17 protein-coding genes are annotated in these 18,787 nt (G+C 59.7%); 3 read left to right on the top strand and 14 right to left on the bottom strand.

Annotation, left to right across the window (positions count from 1 at the left end):
• Window positions 1-209: 209 nt before the first annotated feature.
• The 5 genes from HCN58_RS15785 to HCN58_RS15765 all read right to left on the bottom strand — a co-directional run bounded on the left by HCN58_RS15785 (window position 210) and on the right by HCN58_RS15765 (window position 5,516).
• Window positions 210-1,751, bottom strand: a complete 1,542-nt coding sequence (locus tag HCN58_RS15785) for a hypothetical protein (RefSeq protein ID WP_171580260.1) — start codon at window positions 1,749-1,751, stop codon at window positions 210-212.
• Window positions 1,752-1,987: 236 nt separating this feature from the next.
• Window positions 1,988-2,497 carry a dienelactone hydrolase family protein gene (locus HCN58_RS37430; protein WP_171580259.1) on the bottom strand — a complete coding sequence of 170 codons (510 nt, stop codon included), beginning with the start codon at window positions 2,495-2,497 and terminating at the stop codon, window positions 1,988-1,990.
• Window positions 2,498-2,546: 49 nt separating this feature from the next.
• A complete protein-coding gene (locus HCN58_RS15775; protein WP_171580258.1) occupies window positions 2,547-3,701 on the bottom strand; it encodes a hypothetical protein in 1,155 nt (384 codons plus the stop codon).
• A gap of 16 nt (window positions 3,702-3,717) precedes the next feature.
• Entirely contained in the window at window positions 3,718-4,038 is a 321-nt protein-coding gene (locus HCN58_RS15770; protein WP_171580257.1) for a hypothetical protein, read from the bottom strand.
• 350 nt (window positions 4,039-4,388) lie between these two features.
• On the bottom strand, window positions 4,389-5,516 hold the full coding sequence (locus tag HCN58_RS15765; RefSeq protein ID WP_171580256.1) for a site-specific integrase: 1,128 nt from the start codon (window positions 5,514-5,516) through the stop codon (window positions 4,389-4,391).
• 135 nt (window positions 5,517-5,651) lie between these two features.
• Between HCN58_RS15765 and dusA the strand changes: the two genes are divergently transcribed.
• Both dusA and HCN58_RS15755 read left to right on the top strand, forming a co-directional pair.
• On the top strand, window positions 5,652-6,647 hold the full coding sequence (gene dusA / locus HCN58_RS15760) for a tRNA dihydrouridine(20/20a) synthase DusA (protein ID WP_283814575.1): 996 nt from the start codon (window positions 5,652-5,654) through the stop codon (window positions 6,645-6,647).
• A gap of 394 nt (window positions 6,648-7,041) precedes the next feature.
• Entirely contained in the window at window positions 7,042-7,656 is a 615-nt protein-coding gene (locus tag HCN58_RS15755; protein WP_171580255.1) for a hypothetical protein, read from the top strand.
• 149 nt (window positions 7,657-7,805) lie between these two features.
• On the opposite strand, the gene HCN58_RS15750 is transcribed toward HCN58_RS15755, so the two are convergent.
• The 6 genes from HCN58_RS15750 to HCN58_RS15725 all read right to left on the bottom strand — a co-directional run bounded on the left by HCN58_RS15750 (window position 7,806) and on the right by HCN58_RS15725 (window position 13,503).
• Window positions 7,806-8,075 carry a hypothetical protein gene (locus tag HCN58_RS15750; protein WP_171580254.1) on the bottom strand — a complete coding sequence of 90 codons (270 nt, stop codon included), beginning with the start codon at window positions 8,073-8,075 and terminating at the stop codon, window positions 7,806-7,808.
• Window positions 8,076-8,090: 15 nt separating this feature from the next.
• Window positions 8,091-9,161 (bottom strand): maleylacetate reductase, encoded by a 1,071-nt coding sequence (locus HCN58_RS15745; protein WP_171580253.1) that lies wholly within the window; start codon window positions 9,159-9,161, stop codon window positions 8,091-8,093.
• Window positions 9,162-9,226: 65 nt separating this feature from the next.
• Entirely contained in the window at window positions 9,227-10,603 is a 1,377-nt protein-coding gene (locus tag HCN58_RS15740) for an MFS transporter (protein ID WP_171580252.1), read from the bottom strand.
• A gap of 46 nt (window positions 10,604-10,649) precedes the next feature.
• Window positions 10,650-11,675, bottom strand: coding sequence for an amidohydrolase family protein (locus HCN58_RS15735; protein WP_171580251.1), 1,026 nt, complete (start codon window positions 11,673-11,675; stop codon window positions 10,650-10,652).
• Between the two features lie 27 nt (window positions 11,676-11,702).
• On the bottom strand, window positions 11,703-12,935 hold the full coding sequence (locus tag HCN58_RS15730) for an acyl-CoA dehydrogenase family protein (RefSeq protein WP_171580250.1): 1,233 nt from the start codon (window positions 12,933-12,935) through the stop codon (window positions 11,703-11,705).
• Window positions 12,936-12,984: 49 nt separating this feature from the next.
• Window positions 12,985-13,503 (bottom strand): flavin reductase family protein, encoded by a 519-nt coding sequence (locus tag HCN58_RS15725; protein WP_171580249.1) that lies wholly within the window; start codon window positions 13,501-13,503, stop codon window positions 12,985-12,987.
• A gap of 176 nt (window positions 13,504-13,679) precedes the next feature.
• Here HCN58_RS15725 and HCN58_RS15720 point away from each other — a divergent pair, with 176 nt between their 5' ends.
• Window positions 13,680-14,162, top strand: coding sequence for a MarR family winged helix-turn-helix transcriptional regulator (locus HCN58_RS15720; protein ID WP_171580248.1), 483 nt, complete (start codon window positions 13,680-13,682; stop codon window positions 14,160-14,162).
• 119 nt (window positions 14,163-14,281) lie between these two features.
• Here the strand turns inward: HCN58_RS15720 and HCN58_RS36740 are convergent, their stop codons facing one another.
• The 3 genes from HCN58_RS36740 to HCN58_RS15710 all read right to left on the bottom strand — a co-directional run bounded on the left by HCN58_RS36740 (window position 14,282) and on the right by HCN58_RS15710 (window position 18,276).
• Window positions 14,282-14,413, bottom strand: coding sequence for a hypothetical protein (locus HCN58_RS36740; protein WP_283814574.1), 132 nt, complete (start codon window positions 14,411-14,413; stop codon window positions 14,282-14,284).
• 342 nt (window positions 14,414-14,755) lie between these two features.
• Window positions 14,756-16,210, bottom strand: a complete 1,455-nt coding sequence (locus tag HCN58_RS15715; RefSeq protein ID WP_171580247.1) for an acetamidase/formamidase family protein — start codon at window positions 16,208-16,210, stop codon at window positions 14,756-14,758.
• 527 nt (window positions 16,211-16,737) lie between these two features.
• Window positions 16,738-18,276, bottom strand: coding sequence for an amidase (locus HCN58_RS15710; protein WP_171580400.1), 1,539 nt, complete (start codon window positions 18,274-18,276; stop codon window positions 16,738-16,740).
• Window positions 18,277-18,787 lie beyond the last annotated feature (511 nt).

Raw genomic sequence — 18,787 nt, 5'->3', positions numbered from 1 at the left:
TCAGGTAGGTATTTAGATGTGATGCGCGTAGCGCAAGTCATTCGTTTCACTACGATTTTTACTGTTCATTGAACATTCAGAAGAGGGCACCTATATCTCTGGACAGTCGAGAGGAGGCCACCATGAAACAGGTCGATCCCTGCGGCTAGCATAGATGCCCCAGGGCGCATGCACGATTTCAAGCCGGCGCGTGCCATCGTCGCGCCGGCTCATTTTTTTGGCGAGGCGCTTGGCCTGCATGCGCTCAGTTTGACTTCTTGTATGTCCTGCGGACCGGCCCAGCCCTTCACGTCGAAGCAATAGTAGAAGCCCGACGAACTCGGGATGTTCAATTCGGTGCAGCTGACGGACCGACCATCCGCGTCGAACTGACAGTTTTCCATGTCTTCTCGTGGCTGACGTTTGATTAGAACGCCTTTCCTGAAAGAGCCTTTTGGAGCACTGAGGGATACCTGATCCGGAAGGAAAATTTGTAGCTTGAGATTATGTATGGTTCTGTCCGCAAAGACCTCAATGCCATCCGGCGCTTCGCTGGAGTCGTTCGCAAACTCGACCGAGAAGTTCGCGCGACGATCACGGACGGGTAGCTTGAATTTTTGATACTCCCTGGAAGGGGTGTCATCACCGGTGAAGAGCTTCTCCACGCTTTCCTGCGGATTGATCCGTTCCAAGTTGTCGCCGATCAAGCTGGTCACGACAGGATTGCGATCACGTGGGGCACGGAAAACCAGTTCAGATCGATTGAAGTTGTACGTGTATTCGAATGTTACTTGATCAACGTAGCGGCGTGGAGAGCCAGGTTGTCGCGTCGAACTCCCAAAGTTATGAATCCGCACAACATCGACATAGCAGGCGCGCCACCAGCACGCATATTCAGATCGATTTAGCCAGTATCCCAGAATCGCGATTGCACTAAGCGTGACCAACAGTGCTCCGCGGTGAGCGGCACTCCAGAGTATGACTGGGATGTACCATCGGCGACGAACCGGAGCCGACTGTAGTGTGTAGGGCTTCGACGCAAGAATGTTGATCCAGTATTCTGCGCAGAACTCTGTCGTTAGGAAGCCGCTGTGACCGAAGTCATGAAATGAGTCTTCTATGCTGGGGTCGCCCGCGCCGACGACGCCCGAAGCGCCAAAGTCGCGTGATAGTAACTCTGCCAGCGCCGGAAAAGGATCACGGGCGCCACAGAAATTTACAATCTTACCCGAAATCTGCCCGGTACCGTACTTGAGCTGCCGCCATGCTGAGGACGCTCGTGGGAAGATTGAACCGCACAATATGATGTTGTGCACCCGTAGCTTGCTGTTCTCGCACAGCGCCTTAAAGAGCAGCCACGTGCCAAAGCTGTGCGCGATGACGCTCACACGGTGGCGCTCTTGGAGATCGAGGAGATCTCCTTCCACGAGACGGAGCGGCTTCGCTGCGAAAATGTTCTTGAGTACGAACATGACCGAGCTGAATCGCATATAATTTCGAGCTCCAACTTCGAAGCCCGTATCCGTCTTAATCTTTTCCGCAAGCTGACTTTGCCAGAATGCGTTAGTTCTGATCCCATGGAGAGAATAGACGAGGTCCGGCTTGTTCGCTTCATTGTGCTCGCCTTGGAGACTGTTTGACGTCATTTGAGGCCTCGTCGAGCTTGCGACTTGCAAAGGTTTTGCACGATAGAAATCCTTCACGTCACCATGAAATTCATGGAAGACGACGGGAAAAGCCGAATCGATGATCGCAGCCGCTGCGACATCCACCTACTCCTTGGCGGCTGTTCCAAGACGCTCAGAGAGGAATGCGATAGTCTCTTTGAGAGCCAGTTCAGAGTTGCCGGCCGTCAACGTCGAGTGCCCACACCCGGGGACAGTCAATTCTCTAAACTTCGGACCAAGTAGCGTTCTGATCGTGTCCATCCGTTGAGCCGGACAAATGAAATCACGTTCATGACGTAAGCCGAGCACGCATTCGGCGTCGTGCCTAGCCGCTCCTTTGACTACATCAGAACGTAGTCGTCTGCCAGGCCAAGGGACGCCCGGTGAACAAACAATGGAAGGCTCGGCTGTGCGACAACGCCCCCTCGAACGGATGCGTTTGCGATGAGCGCCAAAGCGAACCCTCCCGTAAGGCACATTCCAACGACGCCTACGCCAGGGTAAGATGGATCGTCCGCTTTTAGCTGGTCGCACAGAGCGCGGCACCAAACAACGATCGGACTCGTCTCGTTGCGGGCAAGCATATGGATTTCTTTACTGATACAGGCCCCAACACCATTCTTCAGCTGTTCGAGCGGGCTTGGCTTTGCTCGGCCAAATAGCAACGGAAGGTGCACCCTTGCAGGAATTTCTCGCGCAAGATTAAGCCCAAGCTTTAAACATGGTTCGGTAAGACCGAAAAGCTCGTGCAGCACGACTACATTGGGTCCTTCCCCGGTAGTGTAGATCTCATGGCCCGGCCCTACTTTGGGAAAGACCCGCTTTGTGTAGCCATCTACCTCGGCGGACATTCTGTAACTCCTGCTGAGATATCCGATGCTAAGCTCGCCGCGACAACTTCTATTGACCGAACTTCGCAGAAAGAGAGACCTTAACCAGATCTACGTTTGCGCCGGTGGTTTCGAGCTTTCCTTTGCGATAGCTGAGAGTGAGCCCGAGATAGCCGTTAGGATCGAGATCGTACGTGAGGGCTGTATCGAGAAGGCCGTAATTTCGAGACGAGTAGAAGTCATACAACGTGCCGTATGTCGCTCGGAAATGAGTTCGCTGAATGTACCAAGGTACATCGCTGAATATCGAGTTGCCGCTTATCGCAACCGTAACACTTGGTCCGGCCCGCAGCACCTGATTGTGCAGAAAAAAGATCGGATCTACAGCGCCGTCCTGGCTCTCCCGATACTCGACGCGCAACTTTGGAGAGATGGTCAGAAACCAGTATGGTCCGAGCGGCAGCGGCGTGCCGAGATATGCGAAGATACTGTTTTCCTGCTCTGGATTGGGATTGCCGAAGGGCTGGTATTCGAGACCGACCTTCCAGTTCTTAGCGCGCCCTGCAAAATCGCCGTCTTCCTCGGCGAGGAAGCGGAAATAGTGCGTTGCCTGAAGAAAGTTTGCTAAAGCGACCTCTGCGGCGAGACCGCCCGTCAGATCGTCGACGTTATTTGTTGCCTTCGCGGGGTTGGTGTTTGCGACCCGGTCAAACACCGCGTACGGGGCAATGAGGGCATGGGTGACATAAGGCAGAAGGCTGGGCTCTTCCCAACCGAACAAGCGCTCCGCAACCAACCCACGGGCAGTCCAAACATCGTTATGCGCTATTCCATCGCGAGCCCAAGAGAATTCCGCACCTGTCGCCTTCTTCAAGGAAGACGGGCTCTTGAATGAACCAAGGTCGTCCATCGAATTGCGGACCAGCAAGGTGTTGTCCCAGTGCCACGTATTGTAGGCCTTCTCTAGGGGCTTAGGTTTTAGCGTGACGGCAGGGGAAGGTGTGCTGTCCTTTGGAGCAGCATGCGCCCATACTGTGGTTGGCTTTGGTCCGGCAGCTGCAGATGGAGGCGTGCTGCCCATCTGCTTAGTGAGTGCGGCCAGGCAATCCGCCGCACTTACAGACCTCCCGTTGATTGTGCACGCGACGGTTTGCCCTTCACTTGCAACAGCCGTAGCAATGGACACGCAAAGGCATGCCGCAAAAACAGCGATTCGAAACAACATAATGAAATCCCACTAGTTAGAGCGGCCAGTGAATTTCATCGGGAGGTGCAAATTCTGCCCCCTTCAATGTCTTAGCCTTTTTGCCGGCTTTCTGCGCAATGAGATCCGTCAGATCACCAATTGTGGATAGGTCGTCCATATCACTCTGCGCGACCTTCACGCCGAGTTGCTGCATCCACAGCATATCATTGAAGGTATCCGCCAAGGCCTCCCACGCCTCATCATTCTCGAATGCATCGCGGACTTTCGTCTTGCGATCGAATTGAGATGGAGGGCGATCAAAACGCCAAGCGAAATATGCAATAACGTGATTCTGAATAGTCTGCTTGCCAGCCATGCGTGCCCCCACGGACTCTGGCGCGGTTACCCGCAATAATTGCGTAGCTTATTGCTGGGTTGTGTAGAGTCAATTGAGAATTTCGACTTTTTGGATAAGTCGGCAGGCTGCCGTGCCGGCTTGTGTGCTGGAATTAAATCCCATCGCTGCTTCTTTATTGCCTTGATGGATTGCTTGCCCTGATGCCTCGCGTCTAGCACCTTGCTTTACGTACAGCCGCCACTTGCTTTCGGACGCGGGTGGCCCGAGGTCCGGACTGAATTGCCTTTTCCTTGCGTCTGAGCTGCTCGCAGTGCTTCTCGTAGGCGCGGCGGCCCTCAGGGATCATATGCGCTCGCGGCCTTGAACCTCTAGACTTGCTGTCGGACTGTTGCCATCGCGGGCTCCTTTATCGTGAGCGTATGGATGAACTCTTCCAAAGATGGTTGTGGCGCCGTTTGCAGCCTGTGGAGTTCTTCCGGCTTCAACTTGGTGTAACGCCGCAGCGTGCGCCAATCCTTGTGGCCGGTCACAAGCGCGACCTTCTCAATTGTGAGCCCTGCTTCAAAAAGACGGCTAGTCCCCTCGTGTCGCAGGTCATGAAAATGCAGATCCTCGATCTTCAGCTCGTCGCAGGCTCGCGTGAAGGCCGCACTGATTGAGCGGTGGTCGTAAGGAAATACACGTCCCCAGCCGCGAGTGATGATGCGCTGCTGGAGCATGATCTCCCACGCATCGTAGCCGGTCAGATTGAGAAGCGGGACCTTCTGATCGTTGCCATCCTTGGCCCGAGGATCCTTGCGATCGCGAATGATAAGGAGCCGCTTTTGCATATCGACATCGGGCCAGTCGGGCCGGCAAATCTCTTCCTGCCGCATGGTTGTCGCCACAGCGTACCGAACGATGCGGCCCATCGGGATGAATTGCCGACGATTGGTTTCGAAGTATTCGATGAGCTCATCGAGTTCATCTTGGGTTGGCCTTCGGTCTCGCTCCTGCGAATTGCCGACAAGACCCAAATGCTTCATTGCAAAGCGCGCTAGTCGAACCTCTTCGGCCGAAACCTCGATGCCGTGGACCGCGGCAGCATGCGTGGCAACAGTTCTGATAAATGAGAAGTCGATGGCCAGCGTCGCCGGTCCGGCACCTTGCTTCGCCCGCTTTCGACCGTATTCGATCAGTCGCTCACGATTGAGCTGGGACAATTTCACCGTTCCTAAAGCTTCTTTCAGGGCCTCCAAGACAGCCGCCTTAGAACGGCGGGGAGGACGGCCGACCTCGTGCATATCTTCGACATGAAGATCGATGATGTCTCCGAACGTACGGACCTGTGCAGCAGCTTTTGGTTTCGGTGACCCGCGGCGATCGATATTGCGTTCCATGTCGAGCGCCCAGTCCTCGCCGTCCTTGCGTCGACGAAAAGTCTCTGACACGTAGCGGTTCTTGCGCCGGACCTGGACGCGCCAGTTCCCGGAAGGCAACTGAGTGAAGCTGGCCATGGCCGTGTGCACTCCCGAAATCGTGTGCGCTACGTGTGCACTGAGAGGTCAAAACGGGTACAAACGTGTGCAATTTCGGCTAGTTTGGAGTGCACACGTTCTTGTTTCATCCTATTGAGATCGTAGGGTAAATAATTGAAATCGCAAGACTATCGCTTTTCTGTGGCTCCGATGATGGACTGGACCGACCGGCATTGCCGCGTCTTCCACCGTCTGATGAGCCGGCGCGCGCGGCTTTATACGGAGATGCTGACGACCGGCGCTATTATCCATGGCGACCGTAAACGGCTGCTCGGCTTCGACCGATGTGAGCATCCGGTGGCGCTGCAGCTTGGCGGGTCGGTTCCGGATGATCTGGCTACCGCTGCGAAGATCGGCGAATGTTTTGGCTATGACGAAATCAATCTCAATGTCGGCTGTCCCTCCGACCGGGTGAAGGATGGCCGCTTCGGCGCCTGCCTGATGGCAGAGCCGGCGCTGGTCGCCGAAGGTGTGGCTGCCATGAAGCGCGCAGTCAAGATTCCGGTCACGGTCAAGTGCCGGATCGGCATCGACGACCAGGACCCGGAAGTGGCGCTCGACGTGCTGGCGCGCGGCGTGGTCGCGGCCGGCGCCGACGCGCTGGTGGTGCATGCCCGCAAGGCCTGGCTCAACGGATTGTCGCCGAAGGAAAACCGCGACATCCCGCCGCTCGATTACGACAGGGTTTACCGGCTGAAGTCCGTGCTGCCGGATGTGCCCATTATCATCAATGGCGGCATCGGCAGCATTGCGGAGGCGAAGCGTCACCTCGACCACGTCGACGGCGTGATGCTGGGGCGGGCGGCCTATCAGGAGCCGTGGCGCTTGCTCGATGTCGATCCGGAATTGTTCGGCGAGGCGGCGCCGCACGCCACCATGAAGGCCGTCTTCGAAGCGATGTTTCCCTACATCGAAGAACAGTTGGCGCAAGGCGCAAAGCTGCATGCGATGACGCGGCACTTCGTCGGCGCGTTCCACGGCGTGCCGGGGGCGCGCGCCTTTCGTCGCCATCTCGCGGAGAAGGGCACCAAGCCGGGCGCCGGCCTGAGTGTACTGCGCGATGCGATCGCGCTGGTCGAGGATCGCGCGACGGCCTCGATTGCAGCGTAAGCGCCAGGCGGCGCGGTCGCATGGTGGAGTTCGACTCCCCAGTATTTCGCCGGCGGACCATACGGGCAAACCCGACAGGCTGCCGCCCGCGGGCCGATCAAACCAAAACCCGACCGTCCCGTCGGTGCAAAATTACACGCATCGCGAGCTCTTCGACCTTATCGAGCTGCCGGCGGCTCTCGCAAATGCAGCTAACGCCAGAACAGCGCAAGCAGCAGAATAACGGGAAGAGGAATTCCCAAAAGCCACAGCAGCGCGCCTCTACCAAATGTCATGTCCATCCTCCTACGGAGTGTCTGGAGTCCAATCGACAAAGGCTGCGACTGGTTCCTTGCCAGGAACCAAAGTTTGTTTCCAGCATTGGAACCAAAACTAAACAATGGAGGGATTGGTCATGGCGTTTCGCACATTTCCAAACGCTTTCTTCGGTTGGACTTGGTCGGCCGTGCTGGCCGGCGTCTTTGCTTCGCTGGTAGTCCAGATCTTGCTGACCATGCTCGGGTTCGGCATTGGCCTGCTTGCGATTGATGTCCCGACCGCGCAATCCGCGCCCGCCGGCGCCGGCTGGGCGGCATTCGTCTGGTGGGCAGTGTCAGGGATCATCGCCGCTTTTGTAGGGGGCGCCGTCGCGGCAGCCAACTCACCCGATCAGACGGGCCTCGGGCGCGTTGGACACGCCTTGGCCGCCTGGTCGGTCGCCACCGTCGTGGTGGTTGCAGCGGCTGCGATGCTTCCGGCTTCTGCGACCAGCATCGCAAGCAATCTGGTTGGACCATCATATGCTGCGAGCGCCCGCATCGCGTATTTGTCGGGTGTTCCCGGACGCGAGACGGTCGGTGCAGCAACCAGATCTCCGTCACAAGCGCAGATCGAGGAGGCGCGCAAACACTTCGCTTATGCCATGTTCGCGAGCTTCTGCGCCCTGCTACTCGGGGCCGGGGCGGCCTATGCGGCCGGAATGGCGACCACGAGCCAGGCGGTCAAGGACGCCGCACGACCTGTCACGTAGAAGGTTGCGAGCGATACGTTTGAGTAAACCGCTGCGTACGGTGAGCGCCGATGGTTGACCTCGGTTGCGGCGTGATGCGCTAGGCGGCGCGCTCGCCGAAGCGGCGCGGCGCCGTCTGCGCCTTCAAGCCGAAATTGTAATTCAGATGATTAATAGGGCTGCGTTATTTGGCGGCCGTCGACGGCCGTTCCGGCCGGCACGGCGGCGAACTGGCGGACCAGGCTGTCCTTGACGCCGAAGACGACATCTGAGTCGAGATATGGGTGGCCTGCGGCGAACACATGCGGTTCGATCTCCCTGACGAACACATGCAAATGGCGCACGAGCGCCTCGCTGACCTGACAGACGCGGTCATCTTTCGCGGCTCTCACGCACTGCAGGACCGCGTCGGCGATGGTCGCTTCGTCAAAGTTGCGCATGTCGATCTCCTGAAATTAGCCGAACGCGCTTTCCGGAGCGTCTCCACGCCAGGCGCGCGCGATCAGCGCATGGATCGCCGCTCGCTCGATCGGGCGCGGATTCCAGTAGGGGTTTTTGACGGCAAGATCGGCGGCCTGTTCGATAGCGCTCTCGGGCATGCCGATCTCGCGCAGCGACAGCGGTGCGGCAAGCTTTCGCGCCAGATCATGGAGGCCGAGCGCCGGATCGCTTACGCCAAGTGCGGTGGCGACGCGCGTCATCGCGTCAGGTGCGGCCGGCGCATTGTAGGCAAAGGCATGCGGGAGAATGACGGTGTGAGTCTCGGCATGCGGCAGATTGAACAACCCGCCCAGCGTATGGCAGAGCTTGTGATGCAGCGCCATGCCGACCGCGCCGAGGCAAACGCCGCAGAGCCATGCGCCATAGAGTGCGTTGGTGCGCGCCGCCTTGTCGCTTGGCTCAGCGCAGATTTTCGGCAGCGCGCGCGCCAACGTGCCGATGCCTTCCTGCGCCATCAGCGATGTGATGGGGTTGCGATCCCGCGCGTACAGCGCCTCGACGGCGTGCGCGATGGCGTTGATGCCCGATGTCGCCGATAGTTTCGCCGGCATCGTCATGGTGAGGTCGACGTCATAGATCACGATCTCGGGGAGAATTTTCGGGCTCGATTGCGTAGTCTTGATCCCGTCGCTGGTCTGGCCGACTACCGGCGTCATCTCCGAGCCGGCATAACTGGTCGGCAGCACGATCTGCGGCAGGTCGGTACGCAGGGCGATCGCCTTACCAAGTCCGGTGGTCGAGCCGCCGCCGATCGCGACGATGCTATCGGCCCGCACGTCGCGCACGGTTTCCATCGCCCGTTCGGTAACCTCGACCGGCGTATGCATGACGGCTCCAGTGAAGACGCCGGCGAAACGTTCGCCGATCATCTCCTGGATACTGGCGACCAGGTCTTTTTGTCGTGGGGTGGCCAGCACGAGGGCGCGGGTGACGCCGAGGCGGGACAACTCGTCGGGCAGTTGGCGCAGCGTGCCGGTGCCGAACACCACCCGCATCGGGGCGCTCTGATAGATGAAGTCTTGCATGGTTGCTCCTTGCGGACGAAATGGCCGGCTGCGCGATCAGGTCGCCCCGGAGCCGGACTTCCGGCTCAGGAGGCGGGCTGTGCAACCTCGCGCAAGCCGGCAGTCGCTTCAAGGCTGTTGGAAGGGACGGCCGCCGGCCGGCGGGCCAGCAGGATAATCATCCCGGCGGTGATCGCGGAGACGCCGATCGACAGGAACATCGGCGTCGGGCTCTGATAATATTGCTGGAGCGCGCCGGCGACGAACGGGCCGAGAATGGCGCCGACACGTGCGACCCCGAGTTCCATTCCGACCGCGGTGGCGCGCACGCCGGTCTCATAGGAAGCCGCGGTGAAATTGTTCAGCACGAACTGCGCGCCGATGATGAAGAAGCCCGCGGCGGCGACCGATGTGATGTTGACGATGTGATCGTTCATCACCACGAGCGACAGCACCGCGAGGCCGCCAATCGCCCACCAGATCGCGATCAGCCCGCGGCTGCTGCCGGACCTGTCGACGAGATGCCCAAGCACGAGCGCGCCGACGAACGACATGATCTGCATCAGCGCGCCGAAGCCGAAGCTTGCAGCAAAGGTTTCTCCACGCTGCATCATCACGGTCGGAATCCAGCCCGACAGGCCGAAGATGCAGAACAGGCTGAGGAAGGCCGAGGCCCAGATCGCGAACGTGGTCCGGCGATATTTGGACTGCAGCAGCGCCGCCACCGAATTGACCGGCTTCTCCGCTTGCCCGACGGCAATTTCGGCCGACGCGTAAACGCTGGCGCGCTCGGGCCGGAGTTTTGTCAGCATCTCGCGGATTTCGTCGATGCGGCCCTGAAGTGCAAGAAACTTTGGCGATTCCGGCAGCATCAGGTGCATGAACGGCAAGAGCAGGAACGACAGCGAGCCGATCCAGTACAGCGAGGTCCAGCCGAATACCGGCGTTGCAAACACGCCGGCGACACCGGCGAGCGTCCCGCCGAGCGCCCAGCCAAGCGCAACACCCCACAGCGCAAACGTATTCGCCACGCGGCGTGGCGCCAGCTCGTTGATGTACGTGGTTGCGAGCGGCAGCAACACGCCGAGGCCGATGCCGGTCAGGAGCCGCAGGATACAGAAGGAGAGGAATGAATCCGCCATGGTCGCGGTGAGTACCGTAAAGATGCTGGTGATCCACAGGCCCCCGAGCAGTGTGCCACGGCGGCCGAGCCGGTCGGCGATGATGCCGTGGATCGCTGCTCCAATCAGGAATCCGACCAGGCCGCTGGAGATCAGCAGTCCCGCCTGACCGGCCTGCAGCCCCCACGGCTTTGCGACGTAGTGAATCACGTACGCCGGGTTGAACGTGTCATAGCCGTCGAACAGCGTGAGCAGTCCCATGATGGCGCCGAGACGCCAGTGAAACTTTCCTACCTTTGCTTCGGCGAGCTCCTCGTGAAGATCGATTCCCTGCGCGGCCATGGCCTTATTCCCTCTCAAGATTACCTTCGTGTCGTTGTGATGCCGCTTATTCCGCGACTTGATGGATGCCGTGCTCGGCGACGGTCGACTCGCCGAGATTGAGCTTGAACAGGTCGATGGCGTTGCGCCGGCCGATCTTCAGGCGGTCGTTCTCGCTGATGCTGGCGCTGTTGAACCAGTCGGACGCATGATCGACGTTCTCGAACGGCCAGTCGACCGAGAACAGAATACGGTCCGCTCCGATTTCAAGGATGGAGTCGATCAGCGTTTGCGTGCGGAAATTGCCCGACGTCGTGAGAAAGAAGTTGGCATTGAAGTAGTCGCAGATCTTTTTTTTCGCCTTGTGCTTCGGCGGCGCCTTGACCCAGCCGTTGCGATGATCGACGCGCCACATGCTGTAAGGCAGGCCTTCGCCCATGTGGCCGAGGATGATCTTCAGTTTCGGATAGGCATCGAACAGTCCGGAGCCCATCAGGCGCAACGCATGAACCGCGGTCTCCTGTCCGAACGCCCAGGTCGGGCCCATCAGCCACGGATGCCCTTCATAGATCGCGCAGTCCTCCGGCAGCGGATTGCGCGGGTGTAGGTAAAAGGGCAGGCCGGTCTTCTCAACCGCCGCCCAGAACGGCCAATATTGCGGAAGGTCGTAATAGACCGGCCGCTTGCCGTCGCCGATTTGCGAGAAGCCGTTGACCAGCGCGCCGCGAAAGCCGAGTGTCTTGATGCAGCGCTCGAGTTCGGCGATCGCTAGATCCGGATCCTGCATCGGTAGCGCGGCAAAGGCCTGAAAGCGCGACGGCCGTTTTGCCACCTGCTTGGCGAGGAAATCATTGGCCCGGATCGCAATTTCATTTGCGCGTTTGACGTCGGGGATTGCCTGAACCGCCGGCGCGTTCAGTGACAGGATCATCATTTCGATGCCATGCCGGTCCATCTGCGCCAGACGCTTGTCCTGGATATCCAGCAGGCGGTCCTTCAACTCCGGCCAATAGGAGTCCGGGACGAAGCCCGCCGAATCCATCAGCGTGTCCGGGATTGCGAAATGTTCCTCCAATGCGATCTTGCCCTGCATGTCGTCCTCGCTGATGTCTGATGTTGGTTAGTACTGGCCCTGTGGCGTCAGCCCGAGCGCGAGCTGGCCATACATGGTGCCGACCGCATCCCAGTTCATGCTGATGTGGCGGCCGACGGCATTGGCATCGCGCCAGGCGCGCTGCACCGGGTTGGAAAGATCGAGGCCGAGTCCGCCGGTCGAGGCGTTCAGCGCTTCACTGGCGCGGATGGCGAGCGCAACCGAAAAAGCCTGGCCGCGGCGGCTGACGATGCGGTCCTCGATCGAGACCGGCGTGTCGTCGCGGACTGTCGCTGCGCGATCGCGGAGATCGCGCAGCAGCATTTCGCGCGCCGCGTCGACGGAAGCGGCCGCTTCCGCAACGCGCAATTGGATGGTCGGGAAGTCCGCCATGCGGTTGTTGTGGCCGGCCACCGCGCCGCGGGTAATTCGCCTCGAGGTAACGGCAAGATAGTCCTCCAGCGCGCCGGCGGCGGCACCTACCGCGGCCGATGCCAGACAGGAGGGGATGTTCGACAGCATCGGGATCGCGAACGTGGGATTGGCGGGATAGAGCGCGGCGCCCGGCGTTTTTCCGGATGTGGTGTCGGCGAACGACAACAGGCGGTGCGCCGGTACGAACACGTCTGACAGCACGAGGGTCTTGCTGCCGGTGCCGCTGAGGCCGACGACGTTCCAGGTATCGTCGATGACGTAATCGGCAGCCGGGACCAGCAGGAAGGCGGGCGCAAATTGGCCGGTTTCGGTCTTCGATGGCACCAGCGCCGCACACAACGACCATTGCGCGTTGTCACAGCCGCTCGCAAACGACCAGCGTCCGGTGAGGCGATAGCCGCCCTCGACATCGATCGCCTTGGCTGCCGGCGCGTAGGAGCCGCAGGCCAGCGCGTCGGGATTGTCGTCCCAGACGTTGCGCTGCGCCGCTTCGGGAAATCCCGCAATCAGCCATTGATGGGCTGCGAGCAGGCCGCCGACCCACGCCGTCGAGGCGCAGCATTTTGCAAGTTCGATGTTCAATTCGACCAGCACGTCGAAATCGTACTCGTAGCCGCCGAACATCGCCGGCTTCACGATATCGAAATAGCCGACGTTGCGCAGTGCCGTGATGTTCTCTTCCGGAACGCGTCCGGCCTTTTCCGTGGTGTGGGCGCGCGCCTTGATCTGCGGCGCGATCTGCGCCACGCGGGCCCGCAACTCGGCAAGATCGGGGCGAGGGGCCGCCTGTGCCGGCACGTCCTTCAATTGGGCGACTGATACCATTGGTTTGCTCCGTGTCTTCGATGGGCTGAAAGGCGGCTTGGCTGTGAGGTCACGCAGCCTGGCTGTCGTGGGGCACCGAGAAGCAGTAGGTCGCGTCCTGGTAGATCAGGGGTTCGATCGGATCGCGGACGTTCACGGTCTCGGCTTCGCCGATGAAAATCGTGTGCGTGCCGTAGGGCACGGCGGCCGCCTTCTTGCAGAAGATGTTGATCTGCGCGTCGGCGAGATAGGTGACGCCCTCGGTCGAAGTCCTCCACTGGCCGAGCCCGAACCGCTCCTCGGGCGGCACGGCGCCACTGAACGCCGATGAAAGGGAGATCTGGTCGCGGCGCAGCACGTTGACGCAAAACCGGCGCGCCAGCAGCATGATGTCGTGCAGCAGCGTGGCCTGGTTGATGCAAACGATCAGGGAAGGGGGATCGAGCGACAGCGACGTCACCGCGGTCGCCGTCATGCCGTGCCGGCGATCCTGGTCGGCCGACGTGATGACCGACACCGCCGCGGGAAATCGCCGCAATGCACGCTTGAACGTTTCTCGCAATTCGTCGGATGCCGAATCCAGCGACATGGTTTCCTCCACTGACATTGCCCGCTCTTATTCGGCGGCTTAACTTTCGAAGACAATAATTGCATTTGCAAATATTAGTCAACCAAAATTTTCACATGCAACAATTGCCTTGAAAAATGATCGGCGCGCCGCTATTGAAGGCGTGCAAAAGTTGCATCAAAGCGGAGCGCAAGAACTTGTACCGGCTAACGAATTCCTTGCCCTACATGCTCAACCGCGTCGGCGTGCGAATGGGCGACCTGTTTTCCCGGCGTGTCGCCGGCTATGGTGTGACGCTACCGATGTACCGCGTGATGGCAGCGCTTTGGGAGAAAAGCGATCAGCGCCTTGGCGATCTCGCCGACATGACGACCATCGAAATATCGACGCTGTCGCGCCTGATCGGCGAGATGAAGCGGCGGGGCCTCGTGACGCGCACGCGGCTGAAGGACAACGCGCGCACGGTTGCAATCAACCTCGCGCCGAAGGGACGGACGATGGTGGAAGAATTGATTCCGATCGCCGTCCATTTCGAGGAAGTGGCGGTCCGCAATTTTCCGTCGAAGAACATTTCGGATCTGAAGACGGTGCTCGCAGAAATCTACGAGAGCCTGAATTCGATCGAGCCCGAAATTGAGGAAGTCAACAAGGCGCGCAAGGTGGCACGGCCGAAAGCGTGATGCTTGCGGATTACGCGCGGAGGCAACAGATCGGCCCGGCCGGACTCTGCCAGGCTCTAGCTGCGCATGGCGGCGCGAAAGCCGACGAAGCTCAACACGCCGGCTCCGATGACCGCGATCTAGCTCGCCCAGAACGGCACATCGACGCCATTCAAGGTGACGGACCATCCCATCACAATCCGGATCAACTGCAGAAGTGCGATCAGGACAAAGATGGCGGCGGCAAGCGTGCAAAAGGTTCTTATGGTCATTGCCCGTCTCCCGATGGCGCACGAGGACGTGCTCGTCCCCGCAGCCAAAATGGCGAGGGAGCGGCGCGGCGGCCACCCCCTTAAACAGGGAAGTGGCTTGACAGAGCCACTCTCGATGTGTCGCCAATCGCCGTTTCGCGACGCCGGGAGTCGGGATCACTTCCGCCTTTGGCGTCTTTGAGACGTCCCGATGGCGACTAAGGATTCATCGGGGCAGACCAGAAGTGATCGGTACACCGTCCAAATGACGCGAATGACCCATTTCGGGTATCAACACTGTTGCCCGATACGGCAGCGCGAGGCGGCCAAACCCTGCCGGAACTAACGCGTCGGTGTTATGGATCAGGCCTCCCCTCCGGCGAAGACATCCTTCTTGATGACCGCGTGGACGCCCCAGTTTCCATCAACCACCTGGGTGATGCCGAAGTCGACGCCAATCGTAATTAAGGAGATTGCCTCATCTTCGGTCAGCTTCTTGGTCGTCATCAGAAATTTGCGCATCTTGCGGAACGCATCGCGCAAAGCCAGATCAACTGACGATTTCGAGTAAATGTCTGACTGCGCCTTGTCCCCCAGTTCAGTGAGATAATTGGCGAAGCTAAAGCCGTGCACCAGCCACTCGTCCTTGGTTTCCAGCATCGGATAATCGAGGGCTTCGAGAGCCGTACCGACGAGGTCGGCTCTTTTGTGCAGAATGATCTGGAAGGTGCCGTTCAGCGAGCATTCGATTGCCGTACCGCACAGTTCGGAATCTCCCTGCGAAGCGTGCGAGTCGCCAACCGATAACAGGGCACCTTCGACCGCAACCGGATAATACATCGTGGCGCCCTTGCCGATCCGCCAATTATCGATGTTGCCGCCCGTATAGCTCGGCGGAATTGAGTCGACGATATCGGCTTCCTTGGGAGCCAAGCCGATTACGCCGAAATGCGGACGTATCGGAATGCGCACATTCTTCAGGATGCCGTGGTTCTCCTTGACCGTCGAGTGATCGACTGGAACGCCAGGATAGTCGATGGTTTTATGCACTACGCCGGAAGGATCGGTCTGCGGAGTCCACCTGAAATTATACACTGCTTTCGCCCAGTTACGTTCGCCGGTGGCGTCAACCTCGTAGATCGTGATCACTTCGCGCGGTTTAGGCTCGGTCAGCAAGTCCTTATAGTGAAAACCCCACCATGCGGCCGCGTTGCTGCCGAAAGCCTTTCCGGGATATTGCGGATTGGCACAAGGGCGGGGCGTGACGTCGATAATACGCAACTCGATCACGTCACCCTCCTGCGCGCCGCGTACGTAGACAGGGCCTGTGCAGATGTGCACGCCAAGGCCTTCGCCAGCACCGCGCCCGAACAGCGAGGCATCCATCGGTCCGGCGCCGCGCCGATTCACGCCCTTCTTTTCCTTGGTCCATAGGAACACGCTTTCGGCGCCGGGATCGCCCTTCACCATGCGCTCAGCGTCGTCATTGGCATGATGAGTTAACGCCTCAATGGTAATGAAGTCGCCAGAATCTATCTCGACCTGCGGTTTGAGTTTCTTGCTGAAATAGCCCCAATGCACTGTTTCGGCATTCGCGGGCAAATGATGGTAGGACCGCTTGGCCGGTTGGTTCTTTTCGGCGGCAGCCGCCATCTGCGGCGTCACCAGTGAAATGCCGCCCGCGGTCATCGCCGCCGCGCCGCCGGCCGCGGCGAAGCTGGACCTCAAGAACGACCGGCGTTCTCGATCGAGTGTTTCCTTGAATTTGCGATGATGCAATTCAAATTCCGGACAGTTCTTGTCGTCACCTGCGCACATCGGATCTCTCCTAGTTTGAACGTGCATTTGGGCGCACGCCCGATCCCAACTCAGTTTATCGTAACAGTCAAACTCGTGTGCGATGTCACGCTTGGCTGTTGGACTGCAGATGCAGCGTTGCTGCGTAATGAAGTGAATGAAAAATAGCTTTTTTGCTTATCGCTTAGGCCTTGCGTGCTCAAAGTTTGAGAAATTCGACGCCAGTGCTATTGCGCGGCGATGAGGTGGTCGAATGATGATCGATGTCTTTGAGATATTCCGACCGGCGCTGGTCAGGTCTGCTTACAAGCGTAGCCCGGAAGTGGTCGGTACGCGCTCAAATCGGCGCGATTGACCCCGCCCGGACCTCACTAGGGTTGATCCGCTTACTTTGTTCGCAACTTTTCGAGGCACTTCATGGCGAACTCGTCGCCGAGCTTTAGTTTTAAGATTGCCTCCTTGTCGCGAGCCGCACGATCAAGCTCGCCCATGCGCCTCCTGCTTCCGAACTTTGGACCCCGCACGGCCGTTAGTCGGGAATTCGCCGTCTACCCGACGATCTGGAACGCGTCGGCCGCACGCAACACCGTGCCGTCCTCCCAGTGGCGTCCGATCAGCATCATGCCTACAGGGAGCCCTGCCGACATGCCTGCCGGAACCGAGGCGGCAGGATGCCCAGTGACGTCGAACGGGCAAGTGTTGGAAATCATTTCGAGTGCCCGCGCAACATACTCCTCGCGGCTCGCGTCCGGAGCCGGGAGTAGCGTGGCCTTCAAAGGTAATGTCGGCATGAGCAGGAGATCGGCATCTTTGAGCGCCTCATCGTAGGCGGCGCGTAGCACGCGCGCGAGGTTTTGGGCCTTCGCGTAATAGCGGCCCTGGTAATTGTCCTGCATGTACTGGCCGAGCAGGACAACGAGCTTGACGGTCTCCGAAAGATCATTGGCGCGCACCCGCCGGCTCCGGCCGTAGAAGTCCAGGAGCGAAGTTGTGTAGTGCCCTTTCCAGTTGGTTCCCATGCTATTGCCCGCGACCATCAGCGCCGTGGCACCTTCGACAGCGATAGCGTTCCAGATATGGATGCCGTCGCGGTGGAGGGGGATCGATACCTCGCTCACGGTTGCTCCCGCTCGCGTCAAGCGCTGTGCCGCCTCGTGCACCATGGCATCGACATCCGGCTCGGAATTGGGCCAGCCAAACCCTTCTTTAACGATCCCGATCCGCAGGCCGCGGGCGTCTCCGGTGAGCTGTTTGGTATACGCTTCCGTACGCAGTCCTGCCGGTTGGCGCGGGTCGAGGCCATCGGCCCCGGCGAGCACCTCGAGAAGCCGGGCGGCATCGCCGGCGGTACGGGCAATGGGCCCGGTATGATCAAGTGTGAGTTCAATCGGGAAGACACCTGTGTATGGCACAAGCCCGTGGGTGGGCTTGTGGCCAACCGCTCCGCAGAAACAGCTAGGAATTCGGATTGACCCTCCCTGGTCGCCCCCAATGGCCATGTCACACTCGCCGGCGACGACGAGCGCCGCGCTGCCGCTGGAGGAGCCTCCGGCAGATCGCTTCGGATCGTGCGGATTGAGCACGGGCCCGGTGTCAGAGGTATGGCTACCGCCCGAGAAGCAAAGATGCTCGCACACCGCCTTGCCGACGATCTCCCCACCGGCATCGAGGATGCGGGTCACAATGGTCGCGTCCACGTCAGGGACGTAGCCTTCCAGCACGTTGGAGCCGTTCATCATTGGGATGCCGGCAACGCACACATTGTCTTTGATGGCGATTTTCTTGCCCGCGAGAGGTCCCGAAGTTGCCCCCTTGATCGAGCACCTCCAGTACCAAGCATTGAGCCTATTGTCCGAGGCACCTGGACGGAACCCCGCGTCCCGCGGGTATTTCACCGCCAATGTCGGCTCCGCGAACTGGTCCAAGCGACGGTACGATGCGAGCACACCGTCCATGAGGTTGCGGAACGACGTCAGATCGTCGCGGCTGAGAACCAAGTTGTAGGATTTGGCGATGCGCTCCAATTCAGGCAGCGGTGGCTTGCGCAGAATCCGCGGCGCCGTCGCCGTTGAAGGTGGCGCTTGCATGCGCGCCTCGGCGGCCGCACGAACGGGCGTTGTCGCCGCGGCGACAGCGCTTGCTGCTACGCCGGCCGCGCCGGCATGAAGGAAACGACGACGCGAATAGTTTGGCGATGCTCTCATAGCATATCCTCCCTCGATCAATGGTTGAGTTCCAAATCCACCGCTCGCCCTAAAGTGTCGGGGACCGTCTGGTGGTCGGTGACCGCGACGGTCACGAAGCGGAGGCCCTCGACGCTGCGGCCGGCGTGCCAAGCTGCAACATCACAATGAGCTTTTCCGGACAGGGCTGAGGCGCAGCAGCCGCAGGAGGTCGGGACGTGAGGCGTGGCCGAGCGGATATTGACGGCAACTAAGGCCTGTACTGGATGCCTCCGGCATCCTCGCGCGGACTGGGGAGCGACGGGCCGTCCGGCAGCAGACTATCGTGCAGCCCGGCGATCTTCAAGAGCTTGCATTGTTCACGGTCTGCGCTCGCCAACGTCGCGGAGCACTTACACCTTCACGACACACGCAC

The organism is Bradyrhizobium australiense, from assembly GCF_013114825.1.
GTDB classification, from domain to species: domain Bacteria; phylum Pseudomonadota; class Alphaproteobacteria; order Rhizobiales; family Xanthobacteraceae; genus Bradyrhizobium; species Bradyrhizobium australiense.
Note: the sequence above shows the minus strand (reverse complement) of the source record. Positions and strands in the feature narration are given on the sequence as shown.

What these genes read in the sequence shown, in the direction of transcription:
- HCN58_RS37430 (WP_171580259.1), bottom strand. Translation starts at nt 2,497, where the DNA reads ATGTCCGCCGAGGTAGATGGCTACACAAAGCGGGTCTTTCCCAAAGTA.
- HCN58_RS15775 (WP_171580258.1), bottom strand. Translation starts at nt 3,701, where the DNA reads ATGTTGTTTCGAATCGCTGTTTTTGCGGCATGCCTTTGCGTGTCCATT.
- HCN58_RS15770 (WP_171580257.1), bottom strand. Translation starts at nt 4,038, where the DNA reads ATGGCTGGCAAGCAGACTATTCAGAATCACGTTATTGCATATTTCGCT.
- HCN58_RS15765 (WP_171580256.1), bottom strand. Translation starts at nt 5,516, where the DNA reads ATGGCCAGCTTCACTCAGTTGCCTTCCGGGAACTGGCGCGTCCAGGTC.
- HCN58_RS15755 (WP_171580255.1), top strand. Translation starts at nt 7,042, where the DNA reads ATGGCGTTTCGCACATTTCCAAACGCTTTCTTCGGTTGGACTTGGTCG.
- HCN58_RS15750 (WP_171580254.1), bottom strand. Translation starts at nt 8,075, where the DNA reads ATGCGCAACTTTGACGAAGCGACCATCGCCGACGCGGTCCTGCAGTGC.
- HCN58_RS15745 (WP_171580253.1), bottom strand. Translation starts at nt 9,161, where the DNA reads ATGCAAGACTTCATCTATCAGAGCGCCCCGATGCGGGTGGTGTTCGGC.
- HCN58_RS15740 (WP_171580252.1), bottom strand. Translation starts at nt 10,603, where the DNA reads ATGGCCGCGCAGGGAATCGATCTTCACGAGGAGCTCGCCGAAGCAAAG.
- HCN58_RS15735 (WP_171580251.1), bottom strand. Translation starts at nt 11,675, where the DNA reads ATGCAGGGCAAGATCGCATTGGAGGAACATTTCGCAATCCCGGACACG.
- HCN58_RS15730 (WP_171580250.1), bottom strand. Translation starts at nt 12,935, where the DNA reads ATGGTATCAGTCGCCCAATTGAAGGACGTGCCGGCACAGGCGGCCCCT.
- HCN58_RS15725 (WP_171580249.1), bottom strand. Translation starts at nt 13,503, where the DNA reads ATGTCGCTGGATTCGGCATCCGACGAATTGCGAGAAACGTTCAAGCGT.
- HCN58_RS36740 (WP_283814574.1), bottom strand. Translation starts at nt 14,413, where the DNA reads ATGACCATAAGAACCTTTTGCACGCTTGCCGCCGCCATCTTTGTCCTG.
- HCN58_RS15715 (WP_171580247.1), bottom strand. Translation starts at nt 16,210, where the DNA reads ATGTGCGCAGGTGACGACAAGAACTGTCCGGAATTTGAATTGCATCAT.
- HCN58_RS15710 (WP_171580400.1), bottom strand. Translation starts at nt 18,276, where the DNA reads ATGCAAGCGCCACCTTCAACGGCGACGGCGCCGCGGATTCTGCGCAAG.